Source organism: Enterobacter cloacae complex sp. IR5441 (assembly GCF_049238215.1).
GTDB classification, from domain to species: domain Bacteria; phylum Pseudomonadota; class Gammaproteobacteria; order Enterobacterales; family Enterobacteriaceae; genus Enterobacter; species Enterobacter hormaechei_C.
On sequence record NZ_JBMKIA010000009.1, the window covers coordinates 49,311 to 65,533 of the forward strand.

A 16,223-nucleotide genomic window follows, 5' to 3' on the forward strand; every position below is an offset into this window, starting at 1 on the left:
CGATTTTTTTGAAGTAGTCGATGGCGTTTAGAGAATGAATACACAACAACTGGCAAAACTGCGTTCTATCGTGCCCGAGATGCGTCGCGTCCGGCACATTCACTTTGTCGGCATCGGTGGTGCTGGCATGGGCGGTATTGCCGAAGTGTTAGCTAACGAAGGCTATCAGATCAGCGGGTCTGACCTGGCGCCAAACCCTGTTACGCAGCAGCTGGCGTCGCTGGGGGCGACTATCTATTTCAATCATCGCCCGGAAAACGTGAGCGATGCGAGCGTGGTTGTGGTGTCCAGCGCTATCTCCGCGGATAACCCGGAAATCGTTGCGGCGCATGAGGCGCGCATCCCGGTGATCCGTCGCGCGGAAATGCTGGCGGAACTGATGCGTTTCCGTCACGGCATTGCGGTGGCCGGTACGCACGGTAAAACCACCACAACAGCGATGGTCTCCAGCATTTATGCGGAAGCGGGTCTCGACCCGACGTTCGTTAACGGTGGTCTGGTGAAAGCCGCTGGCGTGCATGCGCGTCTGGGCCACAGCCGTTATCTGATTGCGGAAGCGGATGAGAGCGATGCGTCGTTCCTGCATCTACAGCCGATGGTGGCGATCGTCACCAACATCGAAGCTGACCATATGGACACTTACCAGGGCGACTTCGAGAACTTAAAGCAGACCTTTATTAACTTCCTGCACAACCTGCCGTTCTATGGCCGTGCGGTGATGTGCGTGGACGATCCGGTTATTCGCGAGCTGCTGCCGCGCGTCGGGCGTCAAATTACGACCTACGGCTTCAGCGAAGACGCGGATGTACGCGTAGAAGATTACAAGCAGATCGGTGCGCAGGGGCATTTCACCCTCGCGCGTCAGGATAAAGACCTGCTGCATGTCACCCTGAACGCTCCGGGACGTCACAACGCCCTGAATGCGGCAGCGGCGGTGGCTGTTGCGACAGAAGAAGGCATTGACGATGAAGCGATCCTGCGCGCACTGGAGAGCTTCCAGGGGACGGGCCGTCGCTTCGACTTCCTCGGTGAATTCCCGCTGGAGCCGGTAAACGGTAAGCCAGGTTCTGCGATGCTGGTAGACGACTACGGTCACCATCCGACGGAAGTGGACGCAACCATCAAAGCGGCACGCGCGGGTTGGCCGGAAAAGAATCTGGTCATGATCTTCCAGCCGCACCGTTACACGCGTACTCGCGATCTGTATGACGATTTTGCCAACGTCCTTTCGCAGGTCGATACCCTGCTGATGCTGGATGTTTATGCAGCGGGTGAAACTCCGATTCCGGGTGCGGACAGTCGTTCTTTATGTCGTACCATCCGTGGACGCGGTAAAGTGGATCCTATTCTGGTTCCCGACCCGGCGCAGGTGGCTGAAATGCTTGCCCCGGTCCTGACGGGTAACGATCTGATCCTGATTCAGGGCGCGGGAAATATCGGCAAAATCGCCCGTACCTTAGCTGAAATCAAACTGAAGCCGCAAACTCAGGAGGACGAGCGTCATGGCTGATAAGATTGCTGTCCTGTTTGGCGGCACTTCCGCCGAACGCGAGGTTTCTCTGAATTCGGGCGCTGCCGTGCTGGCGGGCCTGCGTGAAGGTGGCGTGGACGCGCATCCGGTTGATCCGAAAGAGGTGGACGTCACGCAGCTGAAAGCGATGGGCTTCGATAAAGCCTTTATCGCGTTGCACGGTCGCGGCGGTGAAGACGGCACGTTGCAGGGGCTGCTGGAACTGATCGGCATGCCGTACACCGGCAGCGGCGTGATGGCATCCGCCATCTCCATGGATAAACTGCGCAGCAAACTGCTGTGGCAGGGGGCGGGTCTGCCCGTTGCGCCATGGGTTGCACTGACGCGTCGTGAATATGAAATGGGTCTGTCGGACAGCGTTAATACACGCATTGCGGCACTGGGCTTACCGGTTATTGTGAAGCCGAGCCGTGAAGGGTCGAGCGTGGGAATGTCCAAAGTCGATAAAGCTGTAGATTTGGCTGACGCTTTAGCACTGGCATTTCAACATGATGAAGAAGTTCTGATTGAAAAATGGCTTAGCGGGCCGGAATTTACCGTCGCGATGCTTGGCGAAGAAATTTTACCGTCAATTCGCATCCAACCCGCCGGAGTCTTCTATGATTATGAGGCGAAGTATCTCTCTGATGAGACGCAATATTTATGCCCAGCGGGTCTTGAAGCAGAGCGTGAGGCCGAATTACAGTCTCTGGTGCTTAAAGCCTGGAATGTGCTGGGATGTCGTGGCTGGGGACGCATTGACGTGATGCTTGACGGTGACGGGCAATTTTATCTGCTGGAAGCAAACACGTCTCCGGGTATGACCAGCCATAGCCTTGTGCCGATGGCGGCGCGTCAGGCGGGAATGAGCTTCTCGCAGTTAGTCGTACGTATTCTGGACCAGGCGGGCTGATATGTCTCAGGCTGCATTGAACACGCGCAACCGCGATGACGAAGAAGAATATTCCTCTTCGCGCCGGAGTAATGGAACGCGTCTTGCAGGGATCATCTTCCTGCTCGGGGTGCTGTGCACCGTGTTTATCAGCGGCTGGATGGTGCTGGGCTGGATGGAAGACGCGCAGCGGTTGCCGCTGTCGAAGCTGGTGGTGACCGGGGAGCGACACTACACGCGTAACGATGACATTCGCCAGTCGATTCTGGCGCTTGGGTCGCCTGGCACCTTTATGACGCAGGACGTCAACATTATCCAGAGTCAGATTGAACGTCTGCCGTGGATAAAACAGGCGAGTGTCAGAAAACAATGGCCAGATGAATTGAAGATTCATCTGGTTGAATATGTGCCGATTGCGCGTTGGAATGATCAGCATATGGTTGACGTAGACGGAAATTCGTTCAGCGTCCCGAGCGATCGTGTCAACAAGCAGAATTTACCGATGTTGTATGGCCCGGAAGGCAGCGAAAACGAAGTATTGCAGGGTTTTCGTGAGATGGGGCAGGTGCTGGCTAAGGATCGCTTTACGTTAAAAGATGCTGCGATGACGGCGCGCCGTTCCTGGCAGTTGACCCTAACGAATGGCATTAAGCTCAATCTTGGCCGCGGCGACACAATGAAACGTCTGGCGCGTTTTGTAGAACTTTACCCGGTTTTACAGCAGCAGGCGCAGACGGATGGCAAACGGATAAGCTACGTTGATTTGCGCTATGACTCAGGCGCAGCAGTCGGTTGGGAGCCGGCTCCGGTCGAGGAACCTAATCAGCAACAAAATCAGGCACAGGTACAGGCAGAACAACAATGATCAAGTCGACGGACAGAAAATTGGTAGTAGGACTGGAGATTGGCACCGCGAAGGTTGCCGCTTTGGTAGGGGAAGTTCTGCCCGACGGTATGGTCAATATCATTGGTGTGGGCAGCTGCCCCTCCCGTGGTATGGATAAAGGTGGGGTAAACGACCTTGAGTCGGTGGTGAAATGCGTTCAGCGCGCCATCGACCAGGCTGAATTGATGGCAGATTGCCAGATTTCCTCTGTCTATCTGGCCCTGTCTGGTAAGCACATCAGCTGCCAGAATGAAATCGGTATGGTGCCGATTTCTGAAGAAGAGGTGACGCAGGAAGACGTTGAGAACGTTGTCCACACGGCGAAATCCGTGCGTGTTCGCGACGAGCACCGTGTGCTGCATGTGATCCCGCAGGAATACGCGATCGACTACCAGGAAGGCATCAAGAATCCGGTCGGTCTGTCGGGCGTGCGTATGCAGGCAAAAGTGCACCTGATCACATGTCACAACGATATGGCGAAGAACATTGTAAAAGCCGTTGAACGTTGTGGCCTGAAAGTTGACCAACTCATTTTCGCCGGTCTTGCCGCGAGCTATTCCGTGCTGACCGAAGACGAACGTGAACTGGGCGTCTGTGTGGTCGATATTGGTGGTGGTACAATGGACATGGCCGTCTATACCGGCGGTGCGTTACGCCACACCAAAGTGATCCCGTACGCCGGGAATGTTGTGACCAGCGATATCGCTTACGCCTTTGGTACGCCACCGAGCGATGCAGAGGCGATTAAAGTGCGCCATGGTTGCGCGCTGGGCTCTATCGTCGGCAAAGACGAGAGCGTTGAAGTGCCGAGCGTAGGCGGGCGACCGCCGCGCAGCCTGCAACGCCAGACGCTGGCAGAGGTGATTGAGCCGCGTTATACCGAGCTGCTCAACCTGGTCAACGAAGAGATTTTGCAGTTACAGGAACAGCTTCGCCAGCAGGGTGTGAAACATCATCTCGCGGCGGGGATTGTATTAACCGGCGGGGCAGCGCAAATTGAAGGTCTTGCGGCCTGCGCTCAGCGCGTGTTCCATACGCAGGTGCGTATTGGTGCGCCGCTGAATATTACCGGTTTAACGGATTACGCTCAGGAGCCGTATTACTCAACGGCCGTGGGCCTGCTGCACTACGGGAAAGAATCCCATTTGAGTGGTGAAGCAGAAGTGGAAAAACGCGTCTCGGTGGGGTCTTGGGTCAAACGACTTAACACCTGGTTGCGAAAAGAGTTTTAATTTTTTTAAGAGACCGGAGAGAATTAGCGGTCTCGGGCGACAGGCACAACGGAGAGAGAGATTATGTTTGAACCTATGGAATTAACCAACGACGCGGTGATTAAAGTCATCGGCGTCGGTGGCGGCGGCGGTAACGCCGTAGAGCACATGGTGCGCGAGCGCATCGAAGGTGTTGAATTCTTCGCGGTGAACACCGATGCGCAGGCGCTGCGTAAAACGGCTGTTGGCCAGACGATTCAGATCGGTGGTGGCATCACCAAAGGTCTGGGAGCAGGGGCTAACCCGGAAGTGGGCCGCAACGCGGCAGAAGAAGATCGTGAAGCGCTGCGCGCTGCACTGGACGGTGCAGACATGGTCTTCATCGCAGCGGGTATGGGCGGCGGTACAGGTACCGGTGCAGCACCCGTTGTAGCGGAAGTCGCTAAAGATTTAGGTATTCTGACCGTTGCTGTCGTGACCAAGCCTTTCAACTTTGAAGGTAAGAAGCGTATGGCTTTCGCGGAGCAGGGTATCACCGAGCTGTCCAAGCACGTGGACTCTCTGATTACCATCCCGAACGACAAGCTGCTGAAAGTGCTGGGTCGCGGTATCTCTCTGCTGGACGCCTTTGGCGCGGCAAACGACGTGCTGAAAGGCGCGGTTCAGGGTATTGCTGAACTGATTACCCGTCCAGGTCTGATGAACGTTGACTTTGCAGACGTTCGCACCGTGATGTCCGAGATGGGCTACGCGATGATGGGCTCTGGCGTGGCGAGCGGCGAAGACCGTGCGGAAGAAGCCGCTGAAATGGCGATCTCTTCTCCACTGCTGGAAGATATCGATCTGTCTGGTGCGCGCGGCGTGCTGGTCAACATTACCGCTGGCTTTGACCTGCGTCTGGATGAGTTCGAAACCGTGGGTAACACCATCCGTGCGTTCGCCTCTGACAACGCGACCGTTGTTATCGGTACGTCCCTTGATCCGGAAATGAACGACGAACTGCGTGTGACCGTTGTGGCCACCGGTATCGGTATGGACAAGCGTCCTGAGATCACCCTGGTGACCAACAAACAGACTCAGCAGCCGGTTATGGATCGTTACCAGCAGCACGGTATGGCGCCTCTGACTCAGGAGCAAAAACCCGCTGCGAAAGTGGTGAACGACCCAACTCCACAAACGGCAAAAGAGCCAGATTATCTGGATATCCCGGCGTTCCTGCGTAAGCAAGCTGACTAAGAATTGGCTGGAATTTGGGGATTTGCGCTCTTTGTGCTAAACTGGCCCACCGTTAGTGATATACACTCTCGGTTGGATAGTTAATTTGGCGAGATTATACGATGATCAAACAAAGGACACTTAAACGTATCGTTCAGGCGACGGGTGTCGGTTTACATACCGGCAAGAAAGTCACACTGACGTTACGCCCTGCGCCGGCCAATACCGGGGTCATCTATCGTCGCACCGACTTGAATCCACCGGTAGATTTTCCGGCCGATGCCAAATCTGTGCGTGATACTATGCTCTGTACTTGTCTGGTGAACGAGCATGACGTGCGGATTTCTACCGTAGAGCACCTGAACGCCGCCCTGGCGGGTCTGGGTATCGACAACATTATGGTTGAAGTCGATGCGCCAGAAATCCCGATCATGGACGGGAGTGCTGCTCCGTTCGTTTATTTGTTGCTGGATGCCGGCATCGAAGAACTGAACTGCGCGAAGAAATTTGTTCGCATTAAAGAGACCGTTCGCGTCGAAGATGGCGACAAATGGGCTGAATTCAAACCGTACAATGGTTTCTCGTTGGACTTCACCATCGATTTTAACCATCCGGCTATTGACTCCAGCACCCAGCGCTATGCGATGAACTTCTCTGCGGATGCGTTCATGCGTCAGATCAGCCGAGCACGTACCTTCGGCTTTATGCGTGATATCGAATATCTGCAATCCCGCGGCCTGTGCCTGGGCGGCAGCTTCGATTGTGCCATCGTTGTTGACGATTATCGCGTACTGAACGAAGACGGCCTGCGTTTTGAAGATGAATTTGTTCGTCACAAAATGCTGGACGCGATCGGCGACCTCTTCATGTGTGGTCACAACATCATTGGTGCATTTACCGCGTTTAAATCCGGTCATGCACTGAACAACAAACTGTTGCAGGCCGTCCTGGCAAAACAAGAAGCCTGGGAATATGTGACCTTCGAAGACGAAGCTGAACTGCCGCTGGCGTTCAAAGCCCCGACTATGGTCCTGGCGTAACGGTTAAAGCCGTTTCGTAAGAAAAGCGACTGGTTCACCTGGTACTCTCTCCGACCAGGGAAGCCAGTCGTTTTTATTTCTGCCCTTCTTTAATTTGTCCCCCTCACCCCTGGCCTGTGTCGGGTGCCGAATAACGGTGTGTTCGCTGCATTATTGACCGTTTTTACCTGCTGCAAGGTGTCATTCCTGCTGCCGTGTATTGGCTTTAGTGGTAATATCTGGGCGCTAAAAAAGAATAACTGAACTCAGCCTGCACTGGCGGGCGAACGTGGTGGAGCAAGTGAGCGGAATACTGACGCGCTGGCGACAATTTGGCAGACGTTACTTCTGGCCGCATCTCTTATTGGGGATGGTCGCGGCGAGTTTCGGCTTGCCTGTGCTCAGCAACAGCGCAGACGCGGCCACGCCAGCACGTTCCACGACGACCAAACACGATCTCACCACACGGGTTAACTTCACTAATCTCGCATGGCTTGAAGCTAGCCGCCGTCCTAATTTCTCCGTTGATTACTGGCAGCAGCACGCGATTCGCACGGTTATCCGCCATCTGTCGTTCGCGATGGCGCCACAGACGATGCCTGTTGCGGAACAAACGCTGCCGGTTCAGGCTCAGCATCTTGCCCTGCTCGATACGCTTAATGCGCTTCTGACGCAGGACAACCAGCCGCCAGTGACCGTAAATCAGACGGCGCAAACGGATTTTGTTTCCCCTGCATCCTTCTCTGTTTCGACATGGATTAGCCAGGTTCACGGCATCCGTGCCGGGCCTCAACGCCTCAGCTAAATTAACCTTTTTCAATACCTTAATTTATCTGCCCGACTGGGGCGTTTGAGAATTTATTATGCTAATCAAATTGTTAACCAAAGTTTTTGGTAGTCGTAACGATCGTACCCTGCGCCGCATGCGCAAAGCTGTGAACGTCATCAACGGTATGGAACCGGCGATGGAGAAGCTCACTGATGATGAGCTGAAAGCGAAAACCGCGGAGTTCCGTGCGCGTCTGGAGAAAGGTGAAACCTTAGAAAGCCTGATCCCGGAAGCCTTCGCCGTTGTACGTGAGGCCAGTAAACGCGTGTTCGGCATGCGTCACTTCGACGTGCAGCTGCTGGGCGGGATGGTGCTCAACGAGCGCTGCATCGCGGAAATGCGTACCGGTGAAGGTAAAACCCTGACGGCAACGCTGCCGGCTTACCTGAATGCGCTGACGGGTAAGGGCGTTCACGTTGTTACCGTCAACGACTATCTGGCGCAGCGCGACGCAGAAAACAACCGTCCACTGTTCGAATTCCTCGGCATGACCGTGGGCATTAACATGTCCGGCCTGCCGGCACCTGCCAAGCGTGAAGCCTATAACGCAGATATCACCTACGGCACCAACAACGAATACGGCTTCGACTACCTGCGCGACAACATGGCGTTCAGCCCGGAAGAGCGCGTCCAGCGTAAACTGCACTATGCGCTGGTGGATGAGGTTGACTCCATTCTGATCGATGAAGCGCGTACCCCGCTGATCATCTCCGGCCCGGCCGAAGACAGCTCCGAGATGTACCGTAAAGTCGACAAAATCATTCCTCACCTGCTGCGTCAGGAGAAAGAAGACTCCGATACTTTCCAGGGGGAAGGTCACTTCTCCGTGGATGAAAAAGCGCGTCAGGTCAACCTGACCGAACGCGGCCTGGTGAAAATCGAAGAGTTGCTGGTGGCTGAAGGCATTATGGAAGAGGGCGAGTCTCTGTACTCCCCGAGCAACATCATGCTGATGCACCACGTAACGGCCGCACTGCGCGCGCACGCCCTTTTCACCCGCGACGTTGACTACATTGTTAAAGACGGCGAAGTCATCATCGTCGATGAACACACCGGCCGTACTATGCAGGGACGTCGCTGGTCCGATGGCCTGCACCAGGCCGTGGAAGCGAAAGAAGGCGTGGATATTCAAAACGAAAACCAGACGCTGGCATCCATCACCTTCCAGAACTACTTCCGTCTGTACGAGAAGCTGGCGGGGATGACCGGTACCGCAGATACCGAAGCGTTTGAGTTCAGCTCCATCTATAAGCTGGATACCGTGGTAGTACCTACCAACCGTCCGATGATCCGTAAGGATATGCCGGACCTGGTATACATGACTGAAGCGGAAAAAATTCAGGCGATCATTGAAGATATTCGCGAACGTACCGCGAAGGGCCAGCCGGTACTGGTGGGGACCATCTCCATCGAGAAATCCGAAGTGGTATCCAACGAGCTGACCAAAGCAGGCATCAAACACAACGTTCTGAACGCCAAGTTCCACGCTAAAGAAGCAGATATCGTTGCGCAGGCCGGTTACCCGGCTGCCGTAACCATCGCCACCAACATGGCGGGTCGTGGTACCGATATTATGCTCGGCGGTAGCTGGCAGGCCGAAGTGGCGGAGCTGGAAAACCCAACCCCAGAGCAAATCGCGCAGATCAAAGCCGACTGGCAGGTGCGTCACGACGCGGTGCTGGCATCCGGTGGTCTGCACATCATTGGTACCGAGCGTCATGAATCCCGTCGTATCGATAACCAGCTGCGCGGTCGTGCAGGTCGTCAGGGTGATGCCGGTTCTTCCCGCTTCTATCTGTCTATGGAAGATGCGCTGATGCGTATTTTCGCCTCTGACCGTGTGTCCGGCATGATGCGTAAACTGGGCATGAAACCTGGCGAAGCGATCGAGCACCCGTGGGTTACCAAAGCGATTGCCAACGCCCAGCGTAAAGTAGAAAGCCGCAACTTCGATATTCGTAAGCAGCTGCTGGAATATGATGACGTTGCCAACGACCAGCGTCGTGCGATCTACACCCAGCGTAACGAACTGCTGGACGTGTCCGACGTGAGCGAAACCATCAACAGCATTCGCGAAGATGTGTTCAAAGCCACTATCGACGCGCACATTCCGCCGCAGTCTCTGGAAGAGATGTGGGATATCGAAGGTTTGCAGGAACGTCTGAAAAACGACTTCGATCTCGAACTGCCAATCAAAGAGTGGCTGGACAAAGAGCCTGAGTTGCACGAAGAGACCCTGCGCGAGCGTATCTACGAAACCGCGCTGGACGTCTACAAGCGTAAGGAAGAAGTGGTTGGCGCAGAGATGATGCGTCACTTTGAGAAAGGCGTAATGTTGCAGACCCTGGACTCCCTGTGGAAAGAGCATCTGGCGGCAATGGACTACCTGCGTCAGGGTATCCACCTGCGTGGTTATGCGCAGAAAGATCCGAAGCAGGAGTACAAGCGTGAATCCTTCTCCATGTTTGCTGCCATGCTGGAGTCGCTGAAGTATGAAGTCATCAGTACCCTGAGCAAAGTTCAGGTGCGTATGCCGGAAGAAGTGGAAGCGATGGAGCAGCAGCGTCGTGAAGAAGCCGAGCGTCTGGCACAGATGCAGCAGCTGAGCCATCAGACCGATGAAAGCGAAGCCGCAGCGGCAATCGCAGCGCAGACGGGCGATCGTAAAGTCGGTCGTAACGATCCGTGCCCATGCGGTTCCGGCAAAAAATACAAGGCGTGCCACGGCCGTCTGAGTTAAGAACATAACAAACTGAAAAGGCGCAGATATCTGCGCCTTTTTTATGGAAGTGACATGATGAAAACACTGCAAATTGCTGTCGGGATCATTCGCAACCCGCAAAATCAGATCTTCATTACCCAACGTGCCGCCGATGCGCATATGGCCAACAAATGGGAATTCCCCGGCGGAAAAATCGAATCAGGTGAAACGCCGGAGCAGGCGCTGGTGCGTGAGCTTCAGGAAGAGGTGGGGATCACCCCGCTTGGCGCAACGCTGTTCGATAAGCTGGAGTACCAGTTTCCGGATCGTCACATCACGCTGTGGTTCTGGCTGGTTGAAAACTGGGAAGGTGAGCCGTGGGGAAAAGAGGGGCAGCCGGGTAACTGGATTGAGCTTCAGGCCAGTGATGCGGAAAAATTCCCGCCTGCCAATGAGCCTGTGATCCTCCGGCTGGCCGCACAACCGTAGGCCTGCTAAGCGACGCGCCAGCAGGCTTTGAACGTTACTGCTGGTTTTCGCTCCAGTCATCGCTATCCGAGAGATCGCCTTCGCTCGGAATGCGTTTCTCTTCCGCCGCCCATTCGCCCAGGTCTATAAGCTGACAGCGCTTACAGCAGAATGGGCGAAATGGACTTACGTCTCCCCAGACGACAGTTTTCCCACAGGTTGGGCAGTTTACGGTGGTTACGTCAGACATTGGCACTCCTTAACAACAGGCCAGTTCAAAATCGAGGCGTTCCGGCACGGTGCCATGTTCACTGTCCAGCGGCATAAAGCGGATCGCGAAACGGCTTTTATGTCCGGAAATTTGCGGGTAAAGCTGCTCGCCAAGAGACAGATTCAGGCGCAGAAGATCGGCGTCGTCACCGTTATCCTGATAAAAACCGTTGAGACTGGTTTGTTTGCGGAACGGGGCCGAGTTACGCACAAGATCGAGGATCAGGGATAACGTCTGATTCATCGGCTCCAGACTGCCCAGCCAGCTGTTCACCTGGCGATCGCGCTGTTCCTGCGGCATGTGCAGCCACATATGCAGCGTCGGCAGGTCAAAGCTACAGCATCCGCCCGGTATGCTCAGGCGCTGGCGCACCAGCGCAATCAGACGATCCTCTCGTAAAAACTGGCCAACGCGCGGCGCGGCCATCAGCGTCGTGCTGCTGTTTTTCAGCTGCTGGCGTAAAGCGTCAATTCGACTTTGATCCACGCCCGGTACTTCGGCCCAGGCCTGTAATTTACGCTGCTGGCGCTCCAGCTCTTTCAACAGCTCAGTGCGGACGTCGCCGCGTTCAATCACATCCAGCAGATCGCCCACGTTGCGGAAAAAATGCAGCGCGGTGGCGTGATCGTTGACAGGCAGATGTTGTGAAAGCTGTTGAATAAGAAATTCTATGCGTAGCCAGGTACGCATTTTTTCGTTAAGCGGGTGCTCAAAAAGGATATGAGTCGACATTATGGTTTTTCCTGTGCAACGGCCTGCGCGGCGAAGGTCAGATACTGCGCGTGCAGACGAGCAACATCCGATGCAATGGCATCTGGTGCGCCGTTATTATCAATAACATCATCCGCAATGGCGAGGCGCGCTTCGCGCGTGGCCTGTGCGGCAAGAATTTGTTCAGCATGCTCGCGAGAAACATGGTCACGCGCCATGGTTCTCTGGATTTGCGTTTCGCGGGAAACGTCAATCACCAGCGTTCTGTCTGCTTTATTTTGAAGCTGATTTTCCACCAGTAACGGGACCACCCACAACACATAGGGCGAACTGGCTGCGGCAATCTGACGCTGAGTTTCCTGGTGGATAATGGGGTGGAGCAGGGCATTAAGCCAGGCTTTTTCCGCTGGATCGGAAAATATGCACTCACGCAGCTGCCGACGATTCAGGGTGCCGTCAGCCTGTATCACGGGGCGACCAAAATGCGCTTCGATGGCGTTTAAGGCGGGTGTATTGGGTTCTACCACCTGACGGGCAATGATATCGGCGTCGATAATCGTGATGCCGAGACGAGCAAACGCGTGCGCAACGGTGCTTTTACCACTACCGATGCCGCCGGTTAATGCGACGATATACCCCATTAAATCAGATCCTGGGAATTATTCAGTTTTAAAATCAGTTGCTTAAAATTCAAACTTACAACAGCCAATGTTTAGCTCTCTTTACCCGCTTTTTACCAGGTAAATTTATAGGATTGTAGCGTAAAAAAAGAGAATTTCGCAGTCTTGCGGAGCAGGTATTAGTGCGTATGATAGCGTCACTGGAGTTGTGCTTTTAATATATTTGCCTCTAACCCCAGGAATCCGCACATGCGTATCGAAGAAGATCTGAAGTTAGGTTTCAAAGACGTTCTTATCCGCCCTAAACGCTCTACACTGAAAAGTCGCTCAGACGTTGAACTCGAACGTCAATTCACCTTTAAGCATTCCGGTCAGACGTGGTCTGGCGTGCCGATTATCGCGGCCAACATGGATACCGTCGGGACCTTCGAGATGGCGACCGCACTGGCGCAATTCGACATCCTTACTGCGGTACACAAACACTACAGCGCTGAAGAGTGGGATGCGTTTGTCGCCTCCGCCTCGGCTGACGTGGTGAAGCATGTGATGGTCTCGACCGGTACCTCTGATGCAGATTTCGAGAAAACCAAACAGATCCTGAACGCCAATCCAGCGCTGAATTTTGTCTGCATTGACGTGGCAAATGGTTATTCCGAGCATTTCGTTCAGTTCGTCAGCAAGGCACGTGAGACCTGGCCAACCAAAACCATCATCGCGGGCAACGTGGTGACCGGTGAAATGTGTGAAGAGCTGATACTCTCCGGGGCCGACATTGTGAAAGTTGGCATTGGCCCGGGGTCCGTTTGCACCACGCGCGTGAAAACCGGTGTGGGTTATCCGCAGCTGTCTGCGGTAATTGAATGCGCTGACGCTGCGCACGGTCTGGGCGGCCAGATCATCAGCGACGGTGGCTGCACCATGCCAGGCGATGTCGCGAAAGCCTTCGGCGGCGGCGCGGATTTCGTGATGCTCGGCGGCATGCTGGCAGGCCACGAAGAGAGCGGCGGTACCGTGGTGGAAGAAAACGGTGAGAAGTTCATGCTGTTCTACGGAATGAGCTCTGAATCCGCGATGACCCGTCACGTGGGCGGTGTCGCGAAATACCGTGCGGCGGAAGGCAAAACCGTTAAGCTGCCACTGCGTGGTCCGGTCAAAAACACGGCGCGCGATATCCTCGGCGGTCTGCGTTCTGCCTGCACCTACGTTGGTGCTTCCCGCCTGAAAGAGCTGACGAAACGCACGACGTTTATCCGCGTTCAGGAGCAGGAAAACCGCGTATTTAATAGCCTCTGACGGCTACGGCTGGCGCGCGTCCGTGCGCCAGCGTTACCCCGCGCTCATTGCATCCCCCAGATGGAAAATCGGCAAATACATTGCCACCACCAGCGTGCCGATAATCAGACCCGTCACGACCAGTAGCAAAGGCTCAAGAAGCGCCGCCAGATTGTCTGCCTGCTGAAATGTCTGTTCCGTATGGTGGCGGGCCAGATTCATCAGCATCACATCCAGTGAACCCGACACTTCTCCGGTGCGAATGAGCTGAATACACAGTGGCGTAAAAACAGAGGCCTTCTTGAAGGAGGACCACACGGGCATCCCCTGTTCGATATCGCTGCGTATCTCACGGAGTTTCTCCTGCCAGTAGCCCCTCTCAACGGTCTCCTCCACACTCTCCAGTCCTTGTAAAAAGGCAATTCCGGCCTGCTGGGTTAATGACAGCACGGTAAAAATCTGTCCCAGTTTTTGCCCGCGCGTCAGCGTGCCCATCACCGGTACGTGTAACAAAACATACTGCCAGCGTGGATGCCGCCGCAGCTTACAGGCGATGACAACCATTGCCACGAGCAGGGTCAAAAGGGTGAGGATATGCGCCTGAACCAAGGCCGCCAGCCCCATGACTGCCTGCGTGAGCAAAGGGAGCGGGGTGTTGAACGTTTTGTAGATTGCAGCAAACTCAGGCAAAACCAGCGTGACCATCGCCAGCACCACGAAAACGGCCAGCGTCAGGATGATCAGCGGATAGCGCAGCGCTTTCTTCACCTTCGCACTGAGCTGCTGCTGGGATTTTTGTTGCTGCGCAAGCTGACGGCAGCAGGCTTCGAGCTTACCCGTCAGCTCACCCGTCTTCACCATTGAGACATAAAGAGGGCTAAACACCTCTGGCCATTTCTTCATGGCCTCTGACAGGGCGCAACCTTCGCTCAGGTCATCAGCAAGACTGTGCAGCAGCGCCTGCCAGTGCTGCAAAGGATGCTGTTCCGCCAGCATGTGCAGGCTTTGGGATAGCGTGAGTCCAGCCTGTAGCAGCGTGGCGAGCTGGCGAAAAATATCGTAGCAGTGCTGCACCTGCCATCGGTGGCGCTGCTGACAGCGTTTTAGCGCCAGCGGGTGCAGTTGTTTAAGCACCAGAGCCGTGTAAGCTGCGCCACGGTCGATGGCCCAGAGGGTGCCGGTTTGCACCTCCCCCTCGGTGTTCAGGGCACGCCAGCGCCAGAGCGAATTAGCAGCCATCGGGCATTCCCAGGACGCGCAACAGCTCTTCGAGCGTGGTCAGCCCTTGCTCTACGGCCATGCAGCCATGCTCAAACAAAGAGGTCATTCCCGCCTGACGAGCGCTGGACCCAATCACCTCCGTGCTTGCTCCGCTGGCGATGGCCTGCCGCAGCGTGTCGTCGATGACGAGCACTTCAAAAATGGCTACGCGACCATAAAAACCGTGGTAGCAGCGATCGCAGCCGGTGGGTTGCCAGCGAGGAAGCGGCCGGGGCCACAGCGTGCGGGGTAATTCGGTGTGGCGGCTGGCTTCCTGTCGGCAGTACGGACATAAACGGCGCACCAGTCGCTGGGCAATCACCATCGAGAGCGCCGAAGAGATCATCCAGCGCGCGACGCCCATCTGTTGCAGCCGTACCAGCGTTTCAGTCGTCGAATTAGTATGGAGGGTGGACAGCACCAGATGCCCGGTTTGCGCCGCCTTAATGGCAATTTCTGCCGTTTCGCCGTCACGAATTTCACCCACCATAATGATGTCAGGATCCTGCCTGAGCAGGGCACGCAGCACGCTCTGAAAGGTCAGCTCAGCGCGCGGATTAATCTGCGTCTGGTTTAAGCCTGCAAGCGGGATTTCAACGGGATCTTCCACGCTGCAAATATTGACGTCAGGGGTATTTCGCGCCTGTAACGCGCTGTACAGCGTCACCGTTTTCCCGCTACCGGTCGGGCCGGTGACCAGAATCAACCCCTGAGGGCTGTTAAGCGCCCCGGCAAAACGGGCCTGCTGGTCTGCGCTCATCCCCAGCTGTTCAAGCTCCAGTGCCTGCTGTACCTGGTGAAGCAGACGAAGCACGATTTTTTCTCCACCACTACAGGGAAGGGTTGCGATACGAAAAGAGACGGGGACGCTTGCCAGCTCCACCGTAAACTGGCCGTCCTGCGGCAGGCGGCGCTCCGCAATATCCAGTTGACCCAGCACCTTCAGGCGTGCGGCAAGCGTCGTCCCGAGGGCGGCAGAGATCGGCAGTTGCGGGTAGAGAACACCGTCGATTCGCAAACGGATCTGGTAGCCGTGCTCCGTCGGTTCAATATGGATGTCAGAAGCCCGCTGGTTTACTGCCTGCTGCAAGGTTGTACTGAGCACGTCAGCGGCTGAGTTTGGCGCTATGCCCGGCAGGTGTGATGATGAGACGGACTGAAGCCGTTTTTCCATCCGTTCTGCCGTCCAGCACTCAATATCAATACGCTTCTGCGTGGCGAAGCGTAACGCTTCCATCAGCTCAGAGGCAGGATTACCCACCACCGCAATGCTGATCATATCGGTGTCGCTTGCGAGTAGCAGTGCGTGATGGCGCTGACAGAGCGTCATTAGCTGTTCGGTATTCATTGTCCACTCC

General features: G+C 55.4%; 15 protein-coding genes. 10 read left to right on the forward strand and 5 right to left on the reverse strand.

What is annotated here, in order from left to right:
* The first annotated feature begins 34 nt into the window (after positions 1–34).
* The 9 genes from murC (at position 35) to mutT (ending at position 10,752) form a co-directional block, all read left to right on the forward strand.
* Positions 35–1,510 carry a UDP-N-acetylmuramate--L-alanine ligase gene (murC, locus tag ACOTX5_RS12105; RefSeq protein ID WP_003856345.1) on the forward strand — a complete coding sequence of 492 codons (1,476 nt, stop codon included), beginning with the start codon at positions 35–37 and terminating at the stop codon, positions 1,508–1,510.
* Positions 1,503–2,423, forward strand: a complete 921-nt coding sequence (locus tag ACOTX5_RS12110) for a D-alanine--D-alanine ligase (protein ID WP_045911011.1) — start codon at positions 1,503–1,505, stop codon at positions 2,421–2,423. The genes murC and ACOTX5_RS12110 overlap by 8 nt, the downstream gene beginning before the upstream one ends.
* A gap of 1 nt (position 2,424) precedes the next feature.
* Positions 2,425–3,267 carry a cell division protein FtsQ gene (ftsQ, locus tag ACOTX5_RS12115; RefSeq protein WP_003856342.1) on the forward strand — a complete coding sequence of 281 codons (843 nt, stop codon included), beginning with the start codon at positions 2,425–2,427 and terminating at the stop codon, positions 3,265–3,267.
* Positions 3,264–4,520 (forward strand): cell division protein FtsA, encoded by a 1,257-nt coding sequence (gene ftsA / locus ACOTX5_RS12120; RefSeq protein WP_003856340.1) that lies wholly within the window; start codon positions 3,264–3,266, stop codon positions 4,518–4,520. Before ftsQ ends, ftsA begins: the two co-directional genes overlap by 4 nt.
* A gap of 63 nt (positions 4,521–4,583) precedes the next feature.
* Complete coding sequence (ftsZ, locus tag ACOTX5_RS12125; RefSeq protein WP_003856338.1) at positions 4,584–5,735, forward strand: cell division protein FtsZ; 1,152 nt, start codon at positions 4,584–4,586, stop codon at positions 5,733–5,735.
* Between the two features lie 101 nt (positions 5,736–5,836).
* The gene (lpxC, locus tag ACOTX5_RS12130; protein WP_003856337.1) at positions 5,837–6,754 is read left to right on the forward strand and encodes a UDP-3-O-acyl-N-acetylglucosamine deacetylase; all 918 of its coding nucleotides are present in this window, start codon (positions 5,837–5,839) and stop codon (positions 6,752–6,754) included.
* 280 nt (positions 6,755–7,034) lie between these two features.
* The gene (gene secM, locus ACOTX5_RS12135; protein ID WP_045911042.1) at positions 7,035–7,538 is read left to right on the forward strand and encodes a secA translation cis-regulator SecM; all 504 of its coding nucleotides are present in this window, start codon (positions 7,035–7,037) and stop codon (positions 7,536–7,538) included.
* A gap of 58 nt (positions 7,539–7,596) precedes the next feature.
* The gene (gene secA / locus ACOTX5_RS12140; RefSeq protein ID WP_015572673.1) at positions 7,597–10,302 is read left to right on the forward strand and encodes a preprotein translocase subunit SecA; all 2,706 of its coding nucleotides are present in this window, start codon (positions 7,597–7,599) and stop codon (positions 10,300–10,302) included.
* 57 nt (positions 10,303–10,359) lie between these two features.
* A complete protein-coding gene (gene mutT / locus ACOTX5_RS12145) occupies positions 10,360–10,752 on the forward strand; it encodes an 8-oxo-dGTP diphosphatase MutT (RefSeq protein ID WP_026080649.1) in 393 nt (130 codons plus the stop codon).
* A gap of 34 nt (positions 10,753–10,786) precedes the next feature.
* Here mutT and yacG read toward each other — a convergent pair whose 3' ends face one another.
* From yacG to coaE, 3 genes are read right to left on the reverse strand one after another with little or no spacing between them, the layout of a single operon-like run.
* Positions 10,787–10,981 carry a DNA gyrase inhibitor YacG gene (gene yacG / locus ACOTX5_RS12150; RefSeq protein ID WP_015572675.1) on the reverse strand — a complete coding sequence of 65 codons (195 nt, stop codon included), beginning with the start codon at positions 10,979–10,981 and terminating at the stop codon, positions 10,787–10,789.
* A 9-nt stretch (positions 10,982–10,990) separates the two neighbouring features.
* Positions 10,991–11,734: a cell division protein ZapD gene (zapD, locus tag ACOTX5_RS12155; protein WP_015572676.1), complete on the reverse strand. Its 744-nt coding sequence runs from the start codon at positions 11,732–11,734 to the stop codon at positions 10,991–10,993.
* The gene (gene coaE, locus ACOTX5_RS12160) at positions 11,734–12,354 is read right to left on the reverse strand and encodes a dephospho-CoA kinase (protein ID WP_032103181.1); all 621 of its coding nucleotides are present in this window, start codon (positions 12,352–12,354) and stop codon (positions 11,734–11,736) included. The genes zapD and coaE overlap by 1 nt, the downstream gene beginning before the upstream one ends.
* Before the next feature lie 228 nt (positions 12,355–12,582).
* On the opposite strand from coaE, the gene ACOTX5_RS12165 reads away from it, so the two are divergent.
* The gene (locus ACOTX5_RS12165; RefSeq protein WP_234101236.1) at positions 12,583–13,626 is read left to right on the forward strand and encodes a GMP reductase; all 1,044 of its coding nucleotides are present in this window, start codon (positions 12,583–12,585) and stop codon (positions 13,624–13,626) included.
* A gap of 33 nt (positions 13,627–13,659) precedes the next feature.
* Here ACOTX5_RS12165 and hofC read toward each other — a convergent pair whose 3' ends face one another.
* A complete protein-coding gene (hofC, locus tag ACOTX5_RS12170; RefSeq protein WP_045911013.1) occupies positions 13,660–14,844 on the reverse strand; it encodes a protein transport protein HofC in 1,185 nt (394 codons plus the stop codon).
* Positions 14,834–16,213, reverse strand: a complete 1,380-nt coding sequence (gspE, locus tag ACOTX5_RS12175) for a type II secretion system protein GspE (protein ID WP_045911014.1) — start codon at positions 16,211–16,213, stop codon at positions 14,834–14,836. The genes hofC and gspE overlap by 11 nt, the downstream gene beginning before the upstream one ends.
* Positions 16,214–16,223: the final 10 nt, after the last annotated feature.